The sequence below is a fragment of the Cupriavidus necator genome, assembly GCF_040578825.1.
GTDB classification, from domain to species: Bacteria; Pseudomonadota; Gammaproteobacteria; order Burkholderiales; family Burkholderiaceae; genus Cupriavidus; species Cupriavidus necator_E.
In genome coordinates this window covers 139,229-157,132 of record NZ_JBEFLI010000004.1, presented here as the reverse complement: position 1 = coordinate 157,132, position 17,904 = coordinate 139,229, and the positions used below count along the sequence as shown (strand labels likewise).

The 17,904-nt window shown below is 67.4% G+C and carries 20 protein-coding genes; 13 read left to right on the top strand and 7 right to left on the bottom strand.

All coding sequences use genetic code 11. From position 1 onward, the window contains the following. Nucleotides 1-138: 138 nt before the first annotated feature. The 3 genes from AB1I47_RS04235 (at nucleotide 139) to AB1I47_RS04225 (ending at nucleotide 2,409) form a co-directional block, all read left to right on the top strand. Nucleotides 139-423 carry a CppA family protein gene (locus tag AB1I47_RS04235; RefSeq protein ID WP_354682527.1) on the top strand — a complete coding sequence of 95 codons (285 nt, stop codon included), beginning with the start codon at nucleotides 139-141 and terminating at the stop codon, nucleotides 421-423. A gap of 170 nt (nucleotides 424-593) precedes the next feature. Beyond that, nucleotides 594-1,502, top strand: a complete 909-nt coding sequence (locus AB1I47_RS04230) for a 2-hydroxy-3-oxopropionate reductase (RefSeq protein ID WP_354682526.1) — start codon at nucleotides 594-596, stop codon at nucleotides 1,500-1,502. A gap of 37 nt (nucleotides 1,503-1,539) precedes the next feature. Further along, a complete protein-coding gene (locus AB1I47_RS04225; protein WP_354682525.1) occupies nucleotides 1,540-2,409 on the top strand; it encodes a DMT family transporter in 870 nt (289 codons plus the stop codon). Nucleotides 2,410-2,413: 4 nt separating this feature from the next. Here the strand turns inward: AB1I47_RS04225 and AB1I47_RS04220 are convergent, their stop codons facing one another. Both AB1I47_RS04220 and AB1I47_RS04215 read right to left on the bottom strand, forming a co-directional pair. Continuing rightward, a complete protein-coding gene (locus tag AB1I47_RS04220) occupies nucleotides 2,414-2,998 on the bottom strand; it encodes a flavin reductase family protein (protein ID WP_354682524.1) in 585 nt (194 codons plus the stop codon). Continuing rightward, entirely contained in the window at nucleotides 2,995-4,209 is a 1,215-nt protein-coding gene (locus tag AB1I47_RS04215) for an acyl-CoA dehydrogenase family protein (protein WP_354682523.1), read from the bottom strand. Before AB1I47_RS04215 ends, AB1I47_RS04220 begins: the two co-directional genes overlap by 4 nt. 167 nt (nucleotides 4,210-4,376) lie before the next feature. On the opposite strand from AB1I47_RS04215, the gene AB1I47_RS04210 reads away from it, so the two are divergent. Continuing rightward, nucleotides 4,377-5,381, top strand: a complete 1,005-nt coding sequence (locus AB1I47_RS04210; RefSeq protein ID WP_354682522.1) for an AraC family transcriptional regulator — start codon at nucleotides 4,377-4,379, stop codon at nucleotides 5,379-5,381. Nucleotides 5,382-5,467: 86 nt separating this feature from the next. Here the strand turns inward: AB1I47_RS04210 and AB1I47_RS04205 are convergent, their stop codons facing one another. Then, complete coding sequence (locus AB1I47_RS04205) at nucleotides 5,468-5,611, bottom strand: entericidin A/B family lipoprotein (protein WP_354682531.1); 144 nt, start codon at nucleotides 5,609-5,611, stop codon at nucleotides 5,468-5,470. A gap of 583 nt (nucleotides 5,612-6,194) precedes the next feature. Between AB1I47_RS04205 and AB1I47_RS04200 the strand changes: the two genes are divergently transcribed. Continuing rightward, the gene (locus AB1I47_RS04200; RefSeq protein WP_354682521.1) at nucleotides 6,195-6,551 is read left to right on the top strand and encodes a hypothetical protein; all 357 of its coding nucleotides are present in this window, start codon (nucleotides 6,195-6,197) and stop codon (nucleotides 6,549-6,551) included. 253 nt (nucleotides 6,552-6,804) lie between these two features. Then, nucleotides 6,805-9,069 (top strand): VTT domain-containing protein, encoded by a 2,265-nt coding sequence (locus tag AB1I47_RS04195; RefSeq protein WP_354682520.1) that lies wholly within the window; start codon nucleotides 6,805-6,807, stop codon nucleotides 9,067-9,069. 30 nt (nucleotides 9,070-9,099) lie between these two features. Here the strand turns inward: AB1I47_RS04195 and AB1I47_RS04190 are convergent, their stop codons facing one another. Next, entirely contained in the window at nucleotides 9,100-9,582 is a 483-nt protein-coding gene (locus tag AB1I47_RS04190; RefSeq protein WP_354682519.1) for a DUF1579 domain-containing protein, read from the bottom strand. 201 nt (nucleotides 9,583-9,783) lie between these two features. Further along, complete coding sequence (locus AB1I47_RS04185; protein ID WP_354682518.1) at nucleotides 9,784-10,146, bottom strand: DUF2880 domain-containing protein; 363 nt, start codon at nucleotides 10,144-10,146, stop codon at nucleotides 9,784-9,786. 195 nt (nucleotides 10,147-10,341) lie between these two features. Here AB1I47_RS04185 and AB1I47_RS04180 point away from each other — a divergent pair, with 195 nt between their 5' ends. From AB1I47_RS04180 to AB1I47_RS04170, 3 genes are all read left to right on the top strand, one after another. After that, a complete protein-coding gene (locus AB1I47_RS04180) occupies nucleotides 10,342-10,833 on the top strand; it encodes a flavodoxin family protein (RefSeq protein WP_354682517.1) in 492 nt (163 codons plus the stop codon). A 73-nt stretch (nucleotides 10,834-10,906) separates the two neighbouring features. After that, nucleotides 10,907-11,179, top strand: a complete 273-nt coding sequence (locus AB1I47_RS04175) for a hypothetical protein (RefSeq protein WP_354682516.1) — start codon at nucleotides 10,907-10,909, stop codon at nucleotides 11,177-11,179. A gap of 99 nt (nucleotides 11,180-11,278) precedes the next feature. Continuing rightward, nucleotides 11,279-12,175 (top strand): SDR family NAD(P)-dependent oxidoreductase, encoded by an 897-nt coding sequence (locus tag AB1I47_RS04170; protein ID WP_354682515.1) that lies wholly within the window; start codon nucleotides 11,279-11,281, stop codon nucleotides 12,173-12,175. A 72-nt stretch (nucleotides 12,176-12,247) separates the two neighbouring features. Here the strand turns inward: AB1I47_RS04170 and AB1I47_RS04165 are convergent, their stop codons facing one another. Both AB1I47_RS04165 and AB1I47_RS04160 read right to left on the bottom strand, forming a co-directional pair. Then, nucleotides 12,248-13,444: a BON domain-containing protein gene (locus tag AB1I47_RS04165; protein ID WP_354682514.1), complete on the bottom strand. Its 1,197-nt coding sequence runs from the start codon at nucleotides 13,442-13,444 to the stop codon at nucleotides 12,248-12,250. A gap of 301 nt (nucleotides 13,445-13,745) precedes the next feature. Further along, the gene (locus AB1I47_RS04160; RefSeq protein WP_354682513.1) at nucleotides 13,746-13,958 is read right to left on the bottom strand and encodes a DUF2188 domain-containing protein; all 213 of its coding nucleotides are present in this window, start codon (nucleotides 13,956-13,958) and stop codon (nucleotides 13,746-13,748) included. A gap of 356 nt (nucleotides 13,959-14,314) precedes the next feature. On the opposite strand from AB1I47_RS04160, the gene flhC reads away from it, so the two are divergent. The 4 genes from flhC (at nucleotide 14,315) to AB1I47_RS04140 (ending at nucleotide 17,902) form a co-directional block, all read left to right on the top strand. Further along, entirely contained in the window at nucleotides 14,315-14,893 is a 579-nt protein-coding gene (gene flhC / locus AB1I47_RS04155; protein ID WP_354682512.1) for a flagellar transcriptional regulator FlhC, read from the top strand. Nucleotides 14,894-15,033: 140 nt separating this feature from the next. Then, the gene (locus AB1I47_RS04150) at nucleotides 15,034-15,483 is read left to right on the top strand and encodes a hypothetical protein (protein ID WP_354682511.1); all 450 of its coding nucleotides are present in this window, start codon (nucleotides 15,034-15,036) and stop codon (nucleotides 15,481-15,483) included. A gap of 357 nt (nucleotides 15,484-15,840) precedes the next feature. After that, complete coding sequence (locus AB1I47_RS04145; protein ID WP_354682510.1) at nucleotides 15,841-16,629, top strand: cyclic nucleotide-binding domain-containing protein; 789 nt, start codon at nucleotides 15,841-15,843, stop codon at nucleotides 16,627-16,629. A gap of 394 nt (nucleotides 16,630-17,023) precedes the next feature. Then, entirely contained in the window at nucleotides 17,024-17,902 is an 879-nt protein-coding gene (locus AB1I47_RS04140) for a lipid A biosynthesis lauroyl acyltransferase (RefSeq protein WP_354682509.1), read from the top strand. The last annotated feature ends 2 nt before the right edge of the window (nucleotides 17,903-17,904 follow it).

The following is a 17,904-nucleotide window of genomic DNA, read 5'->3' as shown; positions in this document are numbered from 1 at the left end:
CAACGCATGACTCGGGGACAGCGTGATTCGCTAAATCTTCTGCTGTCAGGGACTTTCACCCTTTACTCCTTGCCGGTTAGCCGGCGCACACTGTATATATTTACAGTACCTGTATGGATAAACAGTAGGAGTCCGGCCATGGAACACCTGATCCGTGTGCAAAACGACTATGACCGCCAGGTGCTGGCCTGGCTGCGCGGCCGCATCGGCGATGCCGCCTTGCAGAGCGCCGCGCTGCGGCTGGGCGACCAGCGCAAGCCATACCTGTCGACGATCTGCCGCAGCCTGGGCATCCGTCCGCCCAGCCGGCGCGATTTCGCCGCCGAAGCCGCCCGCATGCACCGCGCCGTGGGCGACAGCTACCTCGCCCGCATCCGCGAGATCCTCGGCCAACCGCCTGCCGGGAGCGCAGCACACCGGTAAGGCTTCCACCGGTTACCGGACCACGCGGGCGCCACGACGCGCGTGGCCGCTGCCCGTCACCCCGTTGCGCTGTCTGCGCTTGCCTGCGACTGACTATCATCGATCTATGCGTCCGCCGCAGCCCGCGGCGAGCCTTATCGGCAGCCATAGCCAACCAACGGGGACACTACATGAGCAAGATCGGCTTTATCGGACTTGGCGTGATGGGCAAGCCCATGGCCCAGCACATTGTCGACGGCGGGCATACTGTGTTCGCGCATACGCGCAGCGGCGTGCCGCAGGACCTGCTGGATGCGGGCGTCAAGGCGTGCGCCAACGCCGAGGAGGTGGCGCGCCAGTCGGAGACCATCATCCTGATGCTGCCCGACACGCCCGACGTGGAGAAGGTGCTGTTCGGCAAGGAAGGCGTTGCCGACGGGCTTGCCGACACCCCGGGCGGTGTCACGGTGATCGACATGAGTTCGATCTCGCCGATCGCCACGCGCGAGTTCGCGCGCTGCATCGAGGCGCTGGGCGTGGACTACATCGATGCGCCGGTTTCCGGCGGCGAGGTTGGCGCCAAGGCCGGCACGCTGTCGATCATGGCCGGCGGCAAGCAGGACGTGTTCGACCGCGTGCTGCCGCTGCTGCAGCTGATGGGCAAGAACATCACGCGCGTGGGCGAGGTCGGCGACGGCCAGGTCGCCAAGGTGGCCAACCAGGTGATCGTGGCGCTGACCATCGAAGCCGTCAGCGAGGCGCTGGTGCTGGCCGCGCGCGCCGGCGCCGATCCGGCGCGCGTGCGCGAGGCGCTGATGGGCGGCTTTGCCAGCTCGCGCATTCTGGAAGTGCATGGCGAACGGATGATCAAGCGCACCTTCGACCCGGGCTTTCGCATCGCGCTGCACCAGAAGGACCTTGAGCTGGCGCTGTCGACCGCGCGCCAGCTCGGCGTGGGGCTGCCCAACACCGCATCGTGCCAGCAGCTCTTCAATGTCTGCGATGGCCTCGGCGGCGCGGAGTGGGACCACTCGGCACTGGTCAAGGCGATCGAGCATCTGTCCTCGTACGCCATCGACAGCACGCCGCCGGCCGGCTGAACCCGCGCACGACCTCCGCCCCCGAAAGCCGCCACGCATGCCGCGCGCGCGCACCCTGCTGCTGACGATCCTGGCAATGCTGGCGTTCGCCGGCAACTCGCTGCTGTGCCGGCTCGCGCTCAAGGGCACCACCATCGATGCGGCCAGCTTCACGCTGGCGCGCGTGGCCGCGGCGGCGGCCGTACTCTGGCTGATCGTGCTGGCGCGGCGGCAGATGCAACGCGCGGGCCATCGGGAATCCTCGCTGCAGGGCAACTGGATCTCCGCGCTGGCGCTGTTCTGCTACGCCGCGGCGTTCTCCTTTGCCTATGAGCGCCTGAGCGCGGGCACCGGCGCGCTGCTGCTGTTCGCCGCGGTGCAGGCGACGATGACCGGCTATGGCCTCTATGCGGGCGAGCCGCTGCGCGCGCAGCAGTGGGTCGGCCTGGCGATGGCGCTGACGGGGCTGGTATGGCTGCTGTTGCCCAGCCTGCAGACGCCGCCGCTCGCGTCGTCGCTGCTGATGATCGCAGCGGGCATCGCCTGGGGCGTCTATTCGCTGCGCGGCAAGCGTGCCGCGGATCCGGTCTCGACCACGGCGGGCAACTTCGTGCGCGCGGTGCCGATGGCGCTGGCACTGGGCGCGGTCATCCAGGCGCAGCGCTCGCTGGACGGCGCAGGACTGTTGTATGCACTGCTGTCCGGCGCCATCACCTCCGGGCTTGGCTACGTCATCTGGTACACGGTGGTGCCGCAGCTCAGGTCCGCCACCGCCGCGACCGTGCAGCTCAGCGTGCCGGTCATTACGGCGGTGGGCGGGATTCTGCTGCTGGGTGAAGCGCTCAGCCTGCGCCTCGCACTGAGCGCGGCCGCGGTGCTGGGCGGCATTGCGCTGGTGATCGCCGGCAAGCGCGCCGAGCGCGCGTAGCGGGCTATGGCTTGTCGGGCTTGTCGGCGCTGGCGACGGCGGCAAAGCCGCCGCCGTGGAACACCAGCGGCGCACCGGGCGATGCACCGTACGCCACCACCTCCACCACGAACACCACATGGTCGCCCACCACGCGTACCGAGCGGTGCCGGCAGATGAAGTACGCCAGCGCGCCCGCGATCAACATCGTGCCGCACGGCCCCGGACGGCAATCGGCGCCGGCAAAGCGCTCGATGCCGCGGGCGGCAAAGCGCTCGCACAGGGCCTGCTGCCCGCTCGCCAGCACGTTGATTGCATGGCAAGGGGCCGCGCGCACCGCCGGCAGGCTGCCGGAGGCGCGCGCCAGGCACCACAGCAGCAGCGGCGGCGCCAGCGACACCGAGGCAAAGGCGTTGATGGTGACGCCGACAGGCTGGCCGTCGGCGCCGGCAGCGGTGACCACCGTGACGCCGGTGGCAAACTGCCCCAGCGCATCGCGCAGCGAACTCCGGGCGCCTTCGTCGTGGCCGATGCCGATGGCCTCGTCGTCAAAGGCGCTGTCGTTGCAGGCCTCCGTGGCAAACGCCAGCGGCGCGAGCGCGGGCTTCATTGCGCGGCCTGTTGCGCCACCGGCTGCACCTCGCCGGGCGGCGCATCGATATCCAGGCCCAGTGCCATGCGCCCCGCGTACTCCTGCTGCGCGCCCGCCTGCAGCGGATGGAAGCGCGCGCCCTGCGCATCGCGGAAGCGCCGCTCCAGTCCGGCATCGCGATAGAAGCCCGCGCCGCCGGCCAGATCCATCGCGGCCTCGACCGTCCCCAGTACCGCACGCGCGGCCAGCGCGCGTCCGCACATGATGCGGTTGGTGGTGACCGCGCCCGGCGCCGGGCCGGAGGCCGCGTCGAACATTGCATTCAGCGCCATGCCGGCAGCCTCGGCCTCGGTGCACAGGCGCCCCGCCGTTGCCACCGCATGCGCATTCAGGCGACGCTTGCGTGCGAGCTGCAGCGCGATATTGCGCGCGGCTTCGGCAACGCCGACGTAGACCGCATAGATCAGCGGCATCGCGATCATCGCCACCGTATGCATCATCGGATGCCAGACGCCCTGCGGCCGGCGCGCGGCAATGGCGCTGTCCGGTACCACCACGCCTTCAAGCTCCACATCGTGCGAGCCGGTGCCGCGCATGCCCAGCGTGTGCCAGTTCGACATGACGCGCACGCCCGGCGACTTCATCGGCAGCGCGAAATGCAGCACCGTGGGCCCGCTTTCCGGATCGTCATAGACCGCGCAGGTCATGAACAGGTCTGCCACCGGCGCGCCGCTGGCGAAGATCTTGCGCCCGTCCACGCGAAAGCCGCCTTCCACGCGGGTGGCCGTGCCGCTGCCCTGCAGCCAGTCCGAACCGCCGCTGCCCAGCAGTACCACCTGCTCGCCCGCGACGCGCTTGAGCAGGCCTTCGACCGGCGCTTTCTGATTGCGCCAGCGCCATGCGGCGGTGGCCACCGGATGCGTGTGCATGGCAAACGCCAGCGCGGTCGAGCCGCAGTACTTGCCCAGTTCGCGCAGCACGGCGCCCAACTCCTTGTGCGAAAGTCCGCCACCACCCAGCTCCTGCGGCACGGCGGCGGCAAAGAAGCGGTGTGCGCGCAGGTCGTCGTAGTTGGCGCTGACGAACTGCTCGCTGGCGTCGATCTCCGGCGCGCGCGCATCGAAGGTGCGGCCCAGCGCCGCGGCAAGGGCGAGCCAGTCGGTCTGCGCGCCGGCGCTGGCATCAGTGCTGGTATCCGTGTTGGTACCGGATTGGGAAAGCGTTTCCATGGGGGTTGTCTCCTGCGGGTGTGATTCGTGCCGCCGCCTTTGTCTACGCCTTTGTCCACGTTGTCCGGCATCGGGCACGGTGCTAGTATCGGAGCCCGGTCCCCTCGCCCATATGATCGGGCGTCCGGCTTTCTTGCGCGAAACTCCGGATCTGGAGGAATGTGACCATGGATGCCCTGTCCGACCTCTTGCGCGCGGTGCAGCTAAGCGGCGCCGTCTTCCTCAACGGCGAGTTCAAGTCGCCGTGGTGCCTGGTCTCTGAAGCGGATGCTGAATTGCGCGCCGCGTTCCTGCCTGGCACCGACCGCGTGGTCTCCTACCACCTCATCACCGAAGGCATCTGCTGGGCGCGGCTGGTCGACGGCAGCGGCCCGGGCCTGTGTGTCGAGACCGGCGAGTTGCTGGTGGTGCCGCAAGGCGAACCGCATGTGCTGGGCAGCGACTTGCGCCTGCAGCCGATCCCCTCCGCGCCATTGGTCTCGGACATGCTGCGCAACAGCCCCGGCGAAGTCATGCGTGTGTCGTACGGCGGGGGCGGCGACACCACGCGCATGGTGTGCGGCTTTCTCGGGTTCGACGACACCATGGGCAACCCGTTGCTGACGTCGCTGCCGCGGCTGTTCAAGGTGGGATTGGGTAGCGGGCTCGAGTCGGCCTGGCTGGCGTCGGCGCTGGCCTTCGCCACCTCGGAAGCGGCTGAACCGCGCGCGGGCAGTGCCACGGTGCTGGCCAAGCTGTCCGAACTGCTCTTCGTACAGGCGGTGCGCCGCTGCATCGACACGCTGCCCGACAATGAAAGCGGCTGGCTGGCCGCGCTGCGCGATCGGTACGTGGGGCGCGCGCTGTCGCGCATGCATGCGCGCCCGGCGTATCCGTGGACGGTGGATGAACTCGCGGGCAACGTGGGCCTGTCGCGCTCGGCGCTGGCGCAGCGCTTTACCGATCTGCTGGGGCAGCCACCGATGCAATACCTGGCGCACTGGCGGCTGCGCACCGCGGCCGCCGAACTGCGCAGCGGCAATCGCTCCATCGGCGAGATCGCGTGCGCGGTGGGCTATGACTCCGAGGCCGCGTTCAGCCGCGCCTTCAAGCGCGAATTCGGCCAGCCGCCAGCAAGCTGGCGCCGCAGCCGCGTCGACGAGATGCGCGCGCCGGCGGTGGCGGCGGGCTGAAGGCACACCCGCACCAGCCCGAACGAAAAGCGGCCCGCGCCAGGAGGCGCGGGCCGCTTTGCTGGTACCGACCGAGGCGGGGGTGCTTACATCTTCTGCTTGGTGGTTTCCGCCGCGCCCTGTACCTTCTCGCCGCCGCGTTCGATGTCCTTGCCTGCGCCGGCCAGGGTGTTGCAACCAGTAACCAGCATCACGCCAGCGAGGGCAAACAGTGCGAATAGCTTTCTCATGACGATCTCCTTGCTTCGTGTGGATGCGGCATGCGCCGCCAGGATGGAAAAGATCGGGACAGCATGATCGGGCAAGCCGCTCGCCCAACCGGCAATTGGATCGTAGCAAGGCATGGCGGCCGAATAAGTCGGCATTCGTCCTACCGCGATGTCAGCCGAAGGCGCGACATGGCCCGGCAGCGCTGGTAGGACCGCGACCGATAGCCGCTGGCCATCGCATCGGATAGAAAGTCAGTCAATCTGTAAAACCGCTATTCGGTTCTTTTTTCGGGCTTTTCCATTTCCTTCCCTTTCTTCCTCGGAGACCACCACGACGTCACGCATCCACGTGCTTCCCGCCGCGAACGGCGAGTCGCGCGGCGGCGGGATGCGTATGGGCCGCCGACATCACAGGCCGGCCCTAGCGCCGGCTCCTCAACGCTCGCCGCATTGACCACGATCAGGAAATATCACTCTCCCGGCAAATGTGAACAAGTGTCATATCGGCTTGGCAAAGATATGACCCCTGCGAAAGAATGGGCTTCCGCATGCGGCGCGCTCTGCCAGGGCACTCGCCGCTGCACCATTTTCGTGACGCAGCGACATGAATCGAACCACCCGGGAATGCGTGTTGGCGTTGATTTCCACCCTGCGAGCCAAGGGGCCGATGCCCCGGCACCGGCTTGCCGCCGCCAGCCGCCTGAGCGCCGCGGAACTGACCCGCGCACTGAAATCCGCCCGTCAGATGGGCGTCGTCGCCTACGTTGGCGAGCCGGAAATGCCGGCACAGGCCGACACACCGCTGATGCTGACCGGCAGGCCGCTGCCGCCACCGCGTCGCGTTTCGCCGCCACCGCGCGAGAGCACGCCGCACTTCCAGCCGCTGCTCGACGCCTGGGGTATCGCACGCCCGGCGGCGCTGCCGCGCGGCCATGCTTCGTCGCGACGAGTTCTCCCCTGATACCGGCGCTCCGGTACCCCCTTCTTACAAAGGCCGGTAAAGAGCACACGCAGGGCACACGGAGTGTCCAGGCACGACCCACGCGCAGTGCAGGCACAACGCCACGGAGCCGCGCAGCGATCCGGGCTCTGCATCCCCCGGGCATGCGCCTATGCCGCGCCCGCCATACGCGCAAGGCGTCCGGCGCCCCTCTCTCAGACCTCCGGTACGGAATTTGCGCGACGCTTCAGGATAATCTCCCCTGAGGTGCGACATGAGGCAACAGAATCCGCCCGGCACCACGGCGCACGTCGCGCCGGACACACCGCATGAGTTCCAGGAGCCGGCCAGTTTCAAGCTGGAGCCGGGCCGCAACTGCTGGCGTGTCGAGCCATGCCAGCGTTTTGCCATGCTGGTCGATGCCGATGCCTACTTCCGCGCGCTGCGCGAGGCGCTGCCGCTGGCCGAGCACACCATCTTTATTCTGGGCTGGGACATCGACAGCCGCATGGAACTGGTGCCCCAGGGCGTGACTGACGGCCTGCCTGCGGGCCTGCGCGATTTCCTCTGTGCGCTGGCCGACCAGCGCCCCAATCTGCGCATCTACATCCTGAGCTGGGACTACGCCATGGTGATGGCGCTGGAGCGCGAGTGGCTGCCCTCGGCCAGCGCGCACTGGCAGGCGCACCGGCATCTGTCATTCAAGCTGGACGGCAATCATCCGCCCGGCGCCTCGCACCACCAGAAGGTAGTGGTGATCGATAACAAGATGGCCTTTGTCGGCGGGCTCGACCTGACGCTGCGCCGCTGGGACGATAACAGCCACGCCCCCAAGGCGCCGCTGCGCATGGCTGAAGGCAAGCCCTATCCACCTTTCCATGACGTGCAGTGCGCGCTCGATGGGCGGGCCGCTGCTGCGCTGGGCATCCTGTGCGCGGCGCGCTGGCTGCGGGCCACCGGCAAGCGACCGCGGGCGCCTGCGCCGACGTCGTCGGATCCATGGCCGCCGTCGCTCGCGCCTGAGCTGACCGACGTCCGGGTCGGCATCGCGCGCACCATGCCCGCTACCGAAGACGAACCCGGCGTCAGCGAGATCCGCATGCTGATGCGCGATGCCATTGCCTCGGCGCGGCACAGTGTCTACATGGAGAACCAGTACTTCAGCTCCGGCGTGATCGCCAAGGCCCTGGCCGCGCGGCTGGGGCGCGAAGACGGCCCGGACATCGTGCTGGTCTCGCGCCGCAACGAAAGCGGCTGGCTTGAGGCGCACAGCATGGGCGTGCTGCGCGCGCGCCTGTACCGCAAGCTGCATGCGGCCGATACCTACGGGCGCTTCAGGCTGTTCTGCCCGATCATCCCGGGGTTACACCCCGATTGCGTCAACGTGCACAGCAAGGTGACGGTGATCGACGACGATTTCATTACCATCGGTTCGTCGAACCTCAGCAACCGCTCGCTCGGGCTCGACACCGAGTGCAATGTGGTGGTCACCTCGGGCGGCGACGAGCGCGTGCGCAAGGTCATCGCGGCCATGCGCGCGAGGCTGCTGGGCGAACATCTGGGCGTAGCGCCAGAAGAATTCCAGGCCGTCGTCGCCGACACCCGCAGCCTGCTGGCGGCGATCCGCTCGCTGCAGCGGCCCGAAGGGCGCACGCTCGAAGACTATGAGCCGCCGCTGCCGGAAGACCTCGACGCCGCCTCGCCCGCCGACCATCTGCTGGACCCGATCGAGCGCATCGACAGCGAGCAGGTGCTGGCGGAATTCGTCAGCCACGAGGCCCGCCCGCGCGTGATCGGACGCGTGGGGGCGCTGGTGACACTGGCGCTGGTGCTCGCGGGGCTGGCATTCGCCTGGCGCTATACGCCGCTGCGGGAGTGGGCAGATTTCCGGGCGTTGCTGGCCCTGGTCGAGCGGCTCGACGACATGCCCTTCGCGCCGCTGGCGATGATGGGCGTGTACCTTGCCGGTGCCGTGACGATGATACCGGTGACCATACTGATACTGGTGACCGTGGTCGTGTTCGGCCCCCTCTACGGTGCGGCGCTCGCGCTGTGCGGCACGATCGTCAGCACCTGTGCCGGCTACCTGGCCGGACGCGTGCTGGGGCGCGCTACGGTGCGCCGTTTTGGCGGCAGACGGCTCAACCGCGTCAGCCACCAGTTGGGCCGCCATGGCGTGCTGGCGATGGTGGTGCTGAGGCTGGTGCCGCTGGCGCCTTTCTCGCTGGTCAACCTGGTGGTGGGCGCCTCGCGCATCAGCCTGCGCGACTGCCTGATCGGCACGGCGCTGGGGATGCTGCCAGGCATCCTGGTCTCGGCCGCCCTGGTCGACCGCGTCGCGGCCGCGGCGCGCAATCCGGGGCTGCTGACCTTCGGGCTGCTGTTGCTGGTGCTGATGCTTCCCGCATCGGTGCTGCTGCTGTTGCGCAGCCGGCGACGGCGCAATGCCGAGCGCCGCGCGGCACGCGGGCACGACGAGCCGCCCAGGCCGGGCGGCCGTCTCGGGCGGCTGTCGAAGCTGGCCGGCGGGCGCACTTAGCGGCGGCCGGCTCGCTTACCTGCTTGCCTGCTAACGCTTGCGGCGGTAGGTCGCGCTCATGAACTCCGTCCACTCGCCATTCTCGTCTTGCATGTAGGACGTCAGCAGGCGGTGGTCGTCGTCCTTGAAGGTGATCACGTCGCGGTACTGCGCCATGCGGCCGTTGCCAGAGCAGTCCGGCCCTTCGGCGCGCAGCGTCAGTTGCTGGCCGCTGGCATCGAGGTCGCCCTCATAGATCCACAGGTGGGTCATCATCGAGCCGATAAAGGTGCCCACGAAATGCTTGCGCGCCGGATCGTAGCCCAGCGTCATCACAGTGGTGGCTGGCCCGCAGCCCGGCATGTCGCCTTGCGCCACGCACTGCACCCAAACGTCTCCCACGCTGCTGACACGCTCGGGGATTTCCCACTTCTGCTTCGGCTGGTCCGGCCCCATCATCGCTTCGCCTTCGGCGATCCAGTCTCCGACCAGGCGTTGCAGCCAGCGGTGTTCCTTCTGCGCTTCGATTTCCATCGTCGGTCTCCTTGGCAAGGTACCCACAAACGGCAGCAGCACGGCGCTACAGCCTGGGAGCATGCTTTTGTGGATGCTGTACACATAGGCTAGCAAAGGAGCTGGACAGTGTCCACATCAAATTGCGATGAAGCGCTCACACTGTTCAGAGGCCGGATCGCGTTCGGGAAGGCAAGGCCGCGGGACCGCGGCCGGAGAGGATTACTGCGGCAACCGGACCTTCGGAACGATGAACTGGTTGCCCGGTGCGCGCATCACGTCGCACTGCACCTTGGCCTTGCGCACGGCGCCATCCTGCGCCCGGTATTCGACATCGGCCACCACGCTGTAGGCGTCTTCCGCCACCTTGCGGGTCTGGCCGGCGATCCACTTGAACGTTGCCGGATTGGGCAGCGCCGCTTTCACGGCCTTCATGCAGGCAATCGGCGCTTCGGGCGCCTCGTCCTTGCCGCGCGGCCGGGGTGCCTGGTCCTTGCCGGCCGCCAGCGCCGCCTGCGCGCACGCGGCCGCAAGCATCAGCACGAGCGTGGCGGAGAGGGATCGGGGCGGGCGGCGGACAAACATGGTGGGACTCCTGAGGCGCAGTGGCTGGCGCGACATTCTAACGCTGGCGCCGATACCATTCAGTCCGGGCGGCCACCCCATAAGTTCCCTTGGCGTCACTGCGCATCACGCTACCGTGGCAAGGCGAGACACGGCAGGGGATGGCCGGCCGCGTGATACAGTCTTTCGCGTACCGCCCACCGCCACCCCGCACGCATGAAGACCCTGCTGATCATTTACCACACGATGACGGGAGGCACCCGGCAGATGGCGGAAGCGGCGGCAGACGCCGCGCGCGCTCAGTCCGGCATTACGGTCATCCTCAAGCGGGCCAGCAAAGCCGGCCCGGACGATGTCCTGGCAGCCGACGGCTACCTGTTTGCCACCCCCGAGAACCTGGCCGCAATGGCCGGGATGATGAAGGACTTCTTCGACCGCTGCTATTACGCGGCACTCGATCGCATCAATGGCCGCCCCTACGCCACCATGATCTGCGCCGGCAGCGACGGGCAGAATGCCCTGCGCCAGATCGACCGCATCGCCACCGGATGGCGGCTCAACAGCGTGGCGCCCGGCCTGATCGTCTGCACGCATGCGCAGACGCCTGAGCGGATTCTCGCGCCCAAGCAGATCGGGGCCGAGGACCTTGCGAAGTGCGCGGAGCTTGGGGAAGCGTTGGCGGCCGGACTGGCCCTCGGGGTGTTCTGACACGCCCGCCGGCGCTTACGCCCGGGAACGGCTCTTGCACGGCTAAGGCATCGCCATCCCACCGTCCTTCGCCATGGAAGACCCCGAAATCACTGCCTCGGAAGCCCGACGCGATCCGCTGGCCGGTACCGCGCGCGGTCCCATGCGGCTGGTCGATGCGCTGACGCAGACCGGACTGGTGGTGGCCACCGCCACGCTGGCGTGGGTGCTGTGGCGCCGCACCGACGCCTTTGCCTGGTTCGGCTCGCTCGAGCCCGCCGCCACCGCGGTGCTGGCGTTGCTTACCACGCTGGTGGCATTGCTTGGCGTCTGGATGGGCGTGCGCACCTGGCGGCGTGTGGGCTGACGGCGTCGCTAAACCTTACAAAGCGGCGGTAAAAATAGGCTGCGCCGGTGTGGCGCCTTGCAGCCTTCGATATACAGATTCCCTGTTCTGGAGGCCACCGTGTCTGACACCCCCCTCACCCCTGGCCCGGCGCCGCGCACCGGCCTGCTCGCCGTCGTCACCGGTGCATCGTCGGGTATCGGCTATGAACTGGCGCGCTGTTGCGTGGACCGGGGCTATGACCTGGTGATCGCCGCGGACGAGCCGCAGATCGAGATCGCCGCCGAGCAGTTGCGCGACGAAGGCGCGGAAGTGGTGGCGCTGCTCGCGGACCTGTCAACGCCCGAAGGCGTCGACAAGGTGTGGGCCGCGCTGGGCGGCCGCCGCGTCGACGTGCTGTGCGCCAACGCCGGCCGCGGCCTCGGCCACGCCTTCCTGGACCAGAACTTTGCCGAAATCCAGCGCGTGGTGGAAACCAACGTGACCGGCACCCTGGACCTGCTGCACCGCGTGGGCCAGCGCATGCGCGAGCAGCAGAGCGGGCGCATCCTGATCACCGGCTCGATCGCGGGCTTTCTGCCGGGCACCTACCAGGCGGTCTACAACGCCACCAAGGCCTTCCTGGATTCGTTCTCGTATGCGCTGCGGCATGAATTGCTGGGCAGCGGCGTGACCGTGACATGCCTGATGCCGGGCACGACGGAAACCGAATTCTTCGAGCGCGCCGACATGCTCGATACCAAACTCGCGCAGAAAAAGAAGGACGATCCGGCCGAAGTGGCGCGGATCGGCTTCGACGCGATGATGCGCGGCGAAGGTGAAGTCATTACCGGCTGGCAGAACAAGCTGCGCGCCGCCATTTCGATGTTGACGCCGGCGGACGTGCTGGCCGAGCGGCATCGCCGCGTGGCCGAGCCAGGCAGCAATCTGCCTGAAGCGGAACGGGAAGCGGAAAGAGAGGCGCAAAGAGAGGCGCAAAGAGAGGCGCAAAGAGGTGCGCAACCGCCAGCCGGTTGAGCTGGGCTGCAAGCACGCAGTTTCCGCCATGGTGACATGGCCGCGCCACTACAGGCACGGCCATGTTTGCCGCTAGTGGCGAGTGGTGCCGCCGGTGCTGTCGCGGCCCTGGCCGGGCCCGCCGCTGCCGGTTTCCATGCCGCCGCCATAGCTGCTGGCGCTGGAACCCGTGGCGCTGCCCGAGCTGCTGACGCCGCTGACTTGCCCTTGCGACGAAGCGCCGGTCTGAGAGGTCCCTGTGGTGCTGCCTGAGGTCCGTGCGGTCCCCATCGACCCTTGCGTGCCCTGCATGCCTTCCGAAATGCCGGACACGCCAAACGCTCCGGGCGAGCCGAGCCTGACGGCATTGTGGATCTCGCGCACGCCGAACACGTCGTCGGCGATTTCCTCGATGGAGTACTTCTGGCGCCGGTCCTGTACGTTGCCGCTCAGGCGCACCACGCCGCCCTGCACCTCCACTTCCACGTCGCGCACATCGACATGGCGAGCATGGGCCAAGCGCTCGCAGATTTCTTCGCGGATGCGTTCGTCACTGCGTTGGTAGCCCTTGGGGCCGACCCGGTCGCGGCCGCGCATCGTGCCGTACGCGGACTCGCGCGCCCCTGGCGCGTCCTTGCCCGGTTCGCCGATCCGGCGGCCCGCCGATCCGGGACGCTCATACATGCCGGTGCGGCCTGACTCGTCTTCATCCCAGCCGCTTTCCCAGCCATACGAGGACGTGCGCGACTGCCCGCTTTGCGGGCGACGTGTCTGCGCGCCCGGCGAGGCGTAATCGGAAATGCCGTAGCCCTGTTCATAGCGGCCGCGCCCTTCCATGCCGCCCTGGCGTCCAGTCATGCCACGCCGGCTTTCGCCCCATTCGTCGCGCAAACTGCCGCCCCCGCTGGGCCGCCGCGTGTCCTCGTCTTCCCATGGCGGCCGTTGGCCGGCCTGCTGCCAGTCCTCGCGGCCAGCGCCCTGGCGGCTACCGTAGTAGCCACCTTCGCGCACATCGCTCTCATGCCACTGCCGGCCTTCATAGCGGCCTTCGCCATAATCACTGGCCGAGCCGCCACGCTGGCCGTAGCGGCCTTCGCCGTAGCCGCGCGGATCTCGTTGATCCTCACCGCGGCCCTGGCCTTGCCACGGCTGGCGTTGTCCCTGGCCCTGCCATTGCTGCCCTTGCCCTGGCCCTTGCCGGCTACGTTCGCCACGGTTGCGGCGCACGTCATCATCGTCGCGGTCCTCGCGCCACCAGGAGCCGCCGCCTTCATTACGGGATATATTCATTGATGTCTCCGCTGATTGGAAACCACGGCGCCGCTTTCGCAGCCGCGCCGCGCCAGTCGCTCTGGGGCGCAAGTTCCATACCACTGGGATCACACACGGACAGCGCGTCGATTCGCAGCGCGCGGCAACTGCCGTGCAAGCAAAACAGCGGGCGCCATGGGTAAAAAGCGCCCACCGTTGTAAAGGCATCCTTCGCGGCGCCAAAGGCGGCGAAGGGAGGGAAATGCGGAGGCCGGCCTGCCTGGCGCCGGTTTTCCCGATGTGCTGTCGGTGGTGTCTCTTCTGTGCGTTGCCTCGACGCTCAGGCGGCCAGGGGCTGCGCAAAGCCCCGCGGGGTGTTGAAGCCGCCATCTTCTTCCTGCACGATCAGCTCGACGCCGCGCCGCCTGGCCGCGGCTGTGCCGATATTGACGGCGATTTCCCGGTCTGCGCAATGAACCAGGCCCTTGCGTGCACTTTCGACCGTCAGTTCCCAGCCTTGGGGCGTCTGCCTGATGAGGAAGTTCGCTGCCATGGGTTGCTCCCGAGTCGTTGGTGTTCTTGCAGGGTAACGCATGGGACTACAGGGGAAACCGGCGTCCGTCCGATAGCGTGTGGGCGCTGCTCCTACACGAATACGGAAAATTAGGGTTGGGAAACAGCAAATGCGACGTATTAATGTCACTAAAATGCGATTCTTGACACATATCATGGTAATCGCCAGATCAGGCCATAGAATCCGTCGCGATTCAACGGCATACCACGGCAAACCCCGTCGACGCTCCCGTTTACAAACCGCGAAAAATAGCGTGGCGGGTCATGACTATCGGAAACCGTATTGTGCCCCGATATTCCCGCCACCCGATTTTCCCATCCCCTGCCCTGAAAACAATGGACGCACGCATTCCCGCCGAACCCCCGCATGCCGGCATGCCCGTCAAGAGTGTGCTGCAGGACATGGAACAGACGCGCCTTGCCGTCGAGATGATCGGTCTCGGCGCCCGGCTGCAGGTGCTGGAATCAGAAGTGTCGCTGCCGCGCGTGCGCCTGCTCCGACTGTACAAAGAGCTGTGCGGCGTGTCGCCACCCAAGGGCATGCTGCCATTTTCGACGGACTGGTTTGTCACGTGGCGCCCCAATGCCCATGCCTCGATGCTGCTCAACGCGTATCGCTTCATGCGGCGAGGCGGCGGCCTCGATGGCACCCGCGCCATGCTGGCCGGCTTCCGCATGTACCGCGAACACGTCGGTGTGATCGGCGAGGCCGCCGAACTGAGCTTTACCCGCGCCTGGACGCTGGTCCGCTTCTACGAGCGCGGCATGCTGCAGCTGGCACGCTGCCAATGCTGCGGCGGGAAATACGTGGTGCACGCCCACGATCCGCGCCGACACTATATCTGCAGGCTTTGCATGCCGCCGGCGCGCGCCGGCAAGAGCCGCAAGCCCACCACCGCGGGCGCCGCGGGATGAGCCGGCGCGCGGCACCCCGAACTGTCTCCTTTCGCACAGTCCGGCCGCGCACCGGCTTCCATGATGCGTACATCAGCAAAGGCTGGCCGCCGTAACGCCATCCGGCAAAAATGGTGTTGCCCGCTCCGGGAGTCAAGTCCATGTTCAGGATCCACATGCTTTCAAAAATGCTGGGCGCCGCGGCGCCGCTATCCCAAAAGCCAGGAACCGCTGCTGACAGTGAGGTTCAACACGCGGTCCAACCCCAGGCGCAATCCGACGCCCAAGCCACCCCGGCCGCGGGAACCTCCCCGCCCGCCACGCATCCGGCAACCTCCACCGAGCCCGGCTTGCCGGAACAATTCGCCCGCAACCTCAAGACGCAAGGCGACGCCATGGTGCAGTACGGCGCCCGACTGCTGGTCATCCGCGAGTTGCTCTTCTCGCTGGCGGCCAGCCTGCCCCCGGCGTCGCGTGCCGGCGTGGAGCGGCGCTTCCGTCAGCGCATCGACCAGTTGCTGGCGCTGACCGACGACCGCGTGCTGCCGGGCGAATTCCACGACACGCTGCTGGCGGAAATCAATTATTACCTGCGTGAGCTGAAAGCCTGAGCGAATACCGGTGATCGCATTTTCCTGGCGCGATAATTTGTTCCTGCCACGATAATCCGCGACCATCTCATCGTCGCATTCGGATTCCACACTCGGAATTCACGCGAGCAGAATGAGAAATTTCGCTACGACAATAAGGAACCGACTCGCGCCGGCGTTCTTATAATCACAAACACGGCAAGACACCACGCGTGCCGGCGGGATAATCCTTCTGTCGGCTGACGCCATTCACTCCGTTCACGCCATTCCACGCGTGGTCAGCGCCGCGTTATGTCGCCCGCCCTCCGCGGACGGCATCCAGACTGACAAGAACGCCGCCGGCGGCACGTTGCCGGAAAGCGCCGACGCCCTTGCGCCATGACCGACCAGCATTGCTCCAACTGCCCCATGGGGCGCTCCTGCCTGCCCGCGGACCTCGACCCCGCCGAACTTCCCGCACTGGACACGGTTCCGACACGGCGGCTGCGCCTGAAAAAGGGCGAGACGGCTTACCGGGTTGGCGATCCCGCGCTGGCAATCTATGCCGTGCGGCTGGGCACGCTCAAGTCGCATGTGGTCACGGAGGATGGTCGTTCGCAAATCGTGGGTTTCCACCTGCAGGGCGAGATCCTGGGGCTGGACAGCGTGTTCGCGCCTACCCACCCTTCCAGCGCCACGGCGCTGGAAGACACGCAGCTGTGCGTGCTGCCGGTCAGCGCGCTGCAGGCGGTGCTGCCGCGCCTGCCCACGCTGCGCCGGCACCTGGTGCTGGCGCTGGCGCAGGAGGCCCAGCACGATCGCGCCATGATGACGACCATCGGGCTGATGACGGCAGAGGAACGGCTGGTGGCATTCCTGCTCCAGCATTCCGAGCGTCTGGCCGCGCGCGGCTTCGCGCCGAACGAGTTCGTGCTGCGCATGAGCCGCGAGGAGATCGGCAGCTACCTGGGGCTCAAGCTGGAGACCATCAGCCGGCTCTTCTCCCGCCTTGCCGAAGCCGGGCAGATCGAAGTGCACCATCGGCACATCCGGCTGCTGCGGCCTGACGTTCTGCGCCGCATCTATCGCCGCTCACGCTCGGTGCCGGCAACGGTACGCACGGCCCACCATTGCGCCGCCGGGACGGAACCGGCGACGGCCGTTCTGGAATCGCTGACCGCGCTTTAGATGGGCGCCCCGCGGTGCCTTGACGCAAGTGCAGGCGCCACCCGTGGTTCAATACAAAGCCGATAGCGCGGCCGTGCTACAGTGCGCGCTTCAGACCCAGCTTGCGCAGCGACGCATAGCGCACTTTTGCCGCCCCAACACACCCGCGCGCCGCGCCGGGGCGGACGCCACAGCGCACTTCCTGCCTTGCCCGCGGTCTCAGCCCCGACGCCGCACACCGTGCCGCGCCAGGCGCCGCCCGCCTTTCGCTGGGCTGCCGGCAATTGCTCTTCCCGCTTGCGCCTTTTCGTTGCGCGCACTCCGCCCGCCACCAGACCGTGGCGCCGAACCATTGCCGCGCAGCGGCCCGCCGGGCCCCGCCCGCCGCCGCTGCCACCGCATTCAAAGGATCTTCATGACCCATCGGCTCCAGGCCGCACTGACCACCGCAGTCTTCAAGTTTTTCGCCGCATTGCCATATGGCGTCACCGCACGGCTGGGCGACGGCATCGGCAAGCTGCTGTACCGCATTCCCAGCCGCCGGCGCCGCATCGTCCATACCAACCTGCAACTCTGCTTTCCGGACATGGACGAAGCCACGCGCGACCGGCTGGCACGCAGCCACTTCGGCCACGTGCTGCGCAGCTACCTGGAGCGCGGCGTGCAGTGGTTCGGCAGTGCCGAGCGCCTGGGCAAGCTGATCGAACTCGACACGCGCATCGACCTGGCAAGCTGCACCGAGCAGCCCACCATCTTCATGGGCTTTCATTTCGTCGGCATCGAGGCCGGCTGCATGTTCTATTCGATGCGCCACCCGGTCGCGTCGCTGTACACCAGGATGTCCAGCCCCATGCTGGAAGAGATCTCGCGCACGCAGCGCGGCCGCTTCGGCGCCGAGATGATCCCGCGCAGCGGCAGCGGCAAGCAGGTGGTGCGCACGCTGCGCTCGGGCTGCCCGGTGATGCTGGCCGCGGACATGGACTTCGGCATCAACGACTCTGTATTCGTGCCGTTCTTCGGCGTGCCGGCCTGCACGCTGACCTCTGCCTCGCGCCTGGCCAGCATGACCGGCGCGCGCGTGGTGCCATTCACCACCGAGGTATTGCCCGACTACCGCGGCTACCGGCTGCGCATCTTCGACGCACTGGAAGGCTTTCCGTCGGGCAGCGTGGAAGAGGATTCGCGCCGCATGAATGCCTTCCTGGAAACGCAGATCGAGACCATGCCGGAGCAGTACTACTGGATCCACCGGCGCTTCAAGAACCGGCCCGAGGGAATGCCGTCGGTGTATTGAGA

Excerpts from the sequence above, each read along its gene's own strand:
- AB1I47_RS04220 (WP_354682524.1), bottom strand. The coding sequence starts at position 2,998 with ATGAAGCCCGCGCTCGCGCCGCTGGCGTTTGCCACGGAGGCCTGCAAC.
- AB1I47_RS04165 (WP_354682514.1), bottom strand. The coding sequence starts at position 13,444 with ATGAATATATCCCGTAATGAAGGCGGCGGCTCCTGGTGGCGCGAGGAC.
- AB1I47_RS04230 (WP_354682526.1), top strand. The coding sequence starts at position 594 with ATGAGCAAGATCGGCTTTATCGGACTTGGCGTGATGGGCAAGCCCATG.
- AB1I47_RS04205 (WP_354682531.1), bottom strand. The coding sequence starts at position 5,611 with ATGAGAAAGCTATTCGCACTGTTTGCCCTCGCTGGCGTGATGCTGGTT.
- AB1I47_RS04160 (WP_354682513.1), bottom strand. The coding sequence starts at position 13,958 with ATGGCAGCGAACTTCCTCATCAGGCAGACGCCCCAAGGCTGGGAACTG.
- AB1I47_RS04150 (WP_354682511.1), top strand. The coding sequence starts at position 15,034 with ATGTTCAGGATCCACATGCTTTCAAAAATGCTGGGCGCCGCGGCGCCG.
- flhC (WP_354682512.1), top strand. The coding sequence starts at position 14,315 with ATGGACGCACGCATTCCCGCCGAACCCCCGCATGCCGGCATGCCCGTC.
- AB1I47_RS04185 (WP_354682518.1), bottom strand. The coding sequence starts at position 10,146 with ATGTTTGTCCGCCGCCCGCCCCGATCCCTCTCCGCCACGCTCGTGCTG.
- AB1I47_RS04175 (WP_354682516.1), top strand. The coding sequence starts at position 10,907 with ATGGAAGACCCCGAAATCACTGCCTCGGAAGCCCGACGCGATCCGCTG.
- AB1I47_RS04235 (WP_354682527.1), top strand. The coding sequence starts at position 139 with ATGGAACACCTGATCCGTGTGCAAAACGACTATGACCGCCAGGTGCTG.
- AB1I47_RS04190 (WP_354682519.1), bottom strand. The coding sequence starts at position 9,582 with ATGGAAATCGAAGCGCAGAAGGAACACCGCTGGCTGCAACGCCTGGTC.
- AB1I47_RS04210 (WP_354682522.1), top strand. The coding sequence starts at position 4,377 with ATGGATGCCCTGTCCGACCTCTTGCGCGCGGTGCAGCTAAGCGGCGCC.
- AB1I47_RS04195 (WP_354682520.1), top strand. The coding sequence starts at position 6,805 with ATGAGGCAACAGAATCCGCCCGGCACCACGGCGCACGTCGCGCCGGAC.
- AB1I47_RS04215 (WP_354682523.1), bottom strand. The coding sequence starts at position 4,209 with ATGGAAACGCTTTCCCAATCCGGTACCAACACGGATACCAGCACTGAT.
- AB1I47_RS04180 (WP_354682517.1), top strand. The coding sequence starts at position 10,342 with ATGAAGACCCTGCTGATCATTTACCACACGATGACGGGAGGCACCCGG.
- AB1I47_RS04145 (WP_354682510.1), top strand. The coding sequence starts at position 15,841 with ATGACCGACCAGCATTGCTCCAACTGCCCCATGGGGCGCTCCTGCCTG.
- AB1I47_RS04225 (WP_354682525.1), top strand. The coding sequence starts at position 1,540 with ATGCCGCGCGCGCGCACCCTGCTGCTGACGATCCTGGCAATGCTGGCG.
- AB1I47_RS04140 (WP_354682509.1), top strand. The coding sequence starts at position 17,024 with ATGACCCATCGGCTCCAGGCCGCACTGACCACCGCAGTCTTCAAGTTT.
- AB1I47_RS04200 (WP_354682521.1), top strand. The coding sequence starts at position 6,195 with ATGAATCGAACCACCCGGGAATGCGTGTTGGCGTTGATTTCCACCCTG.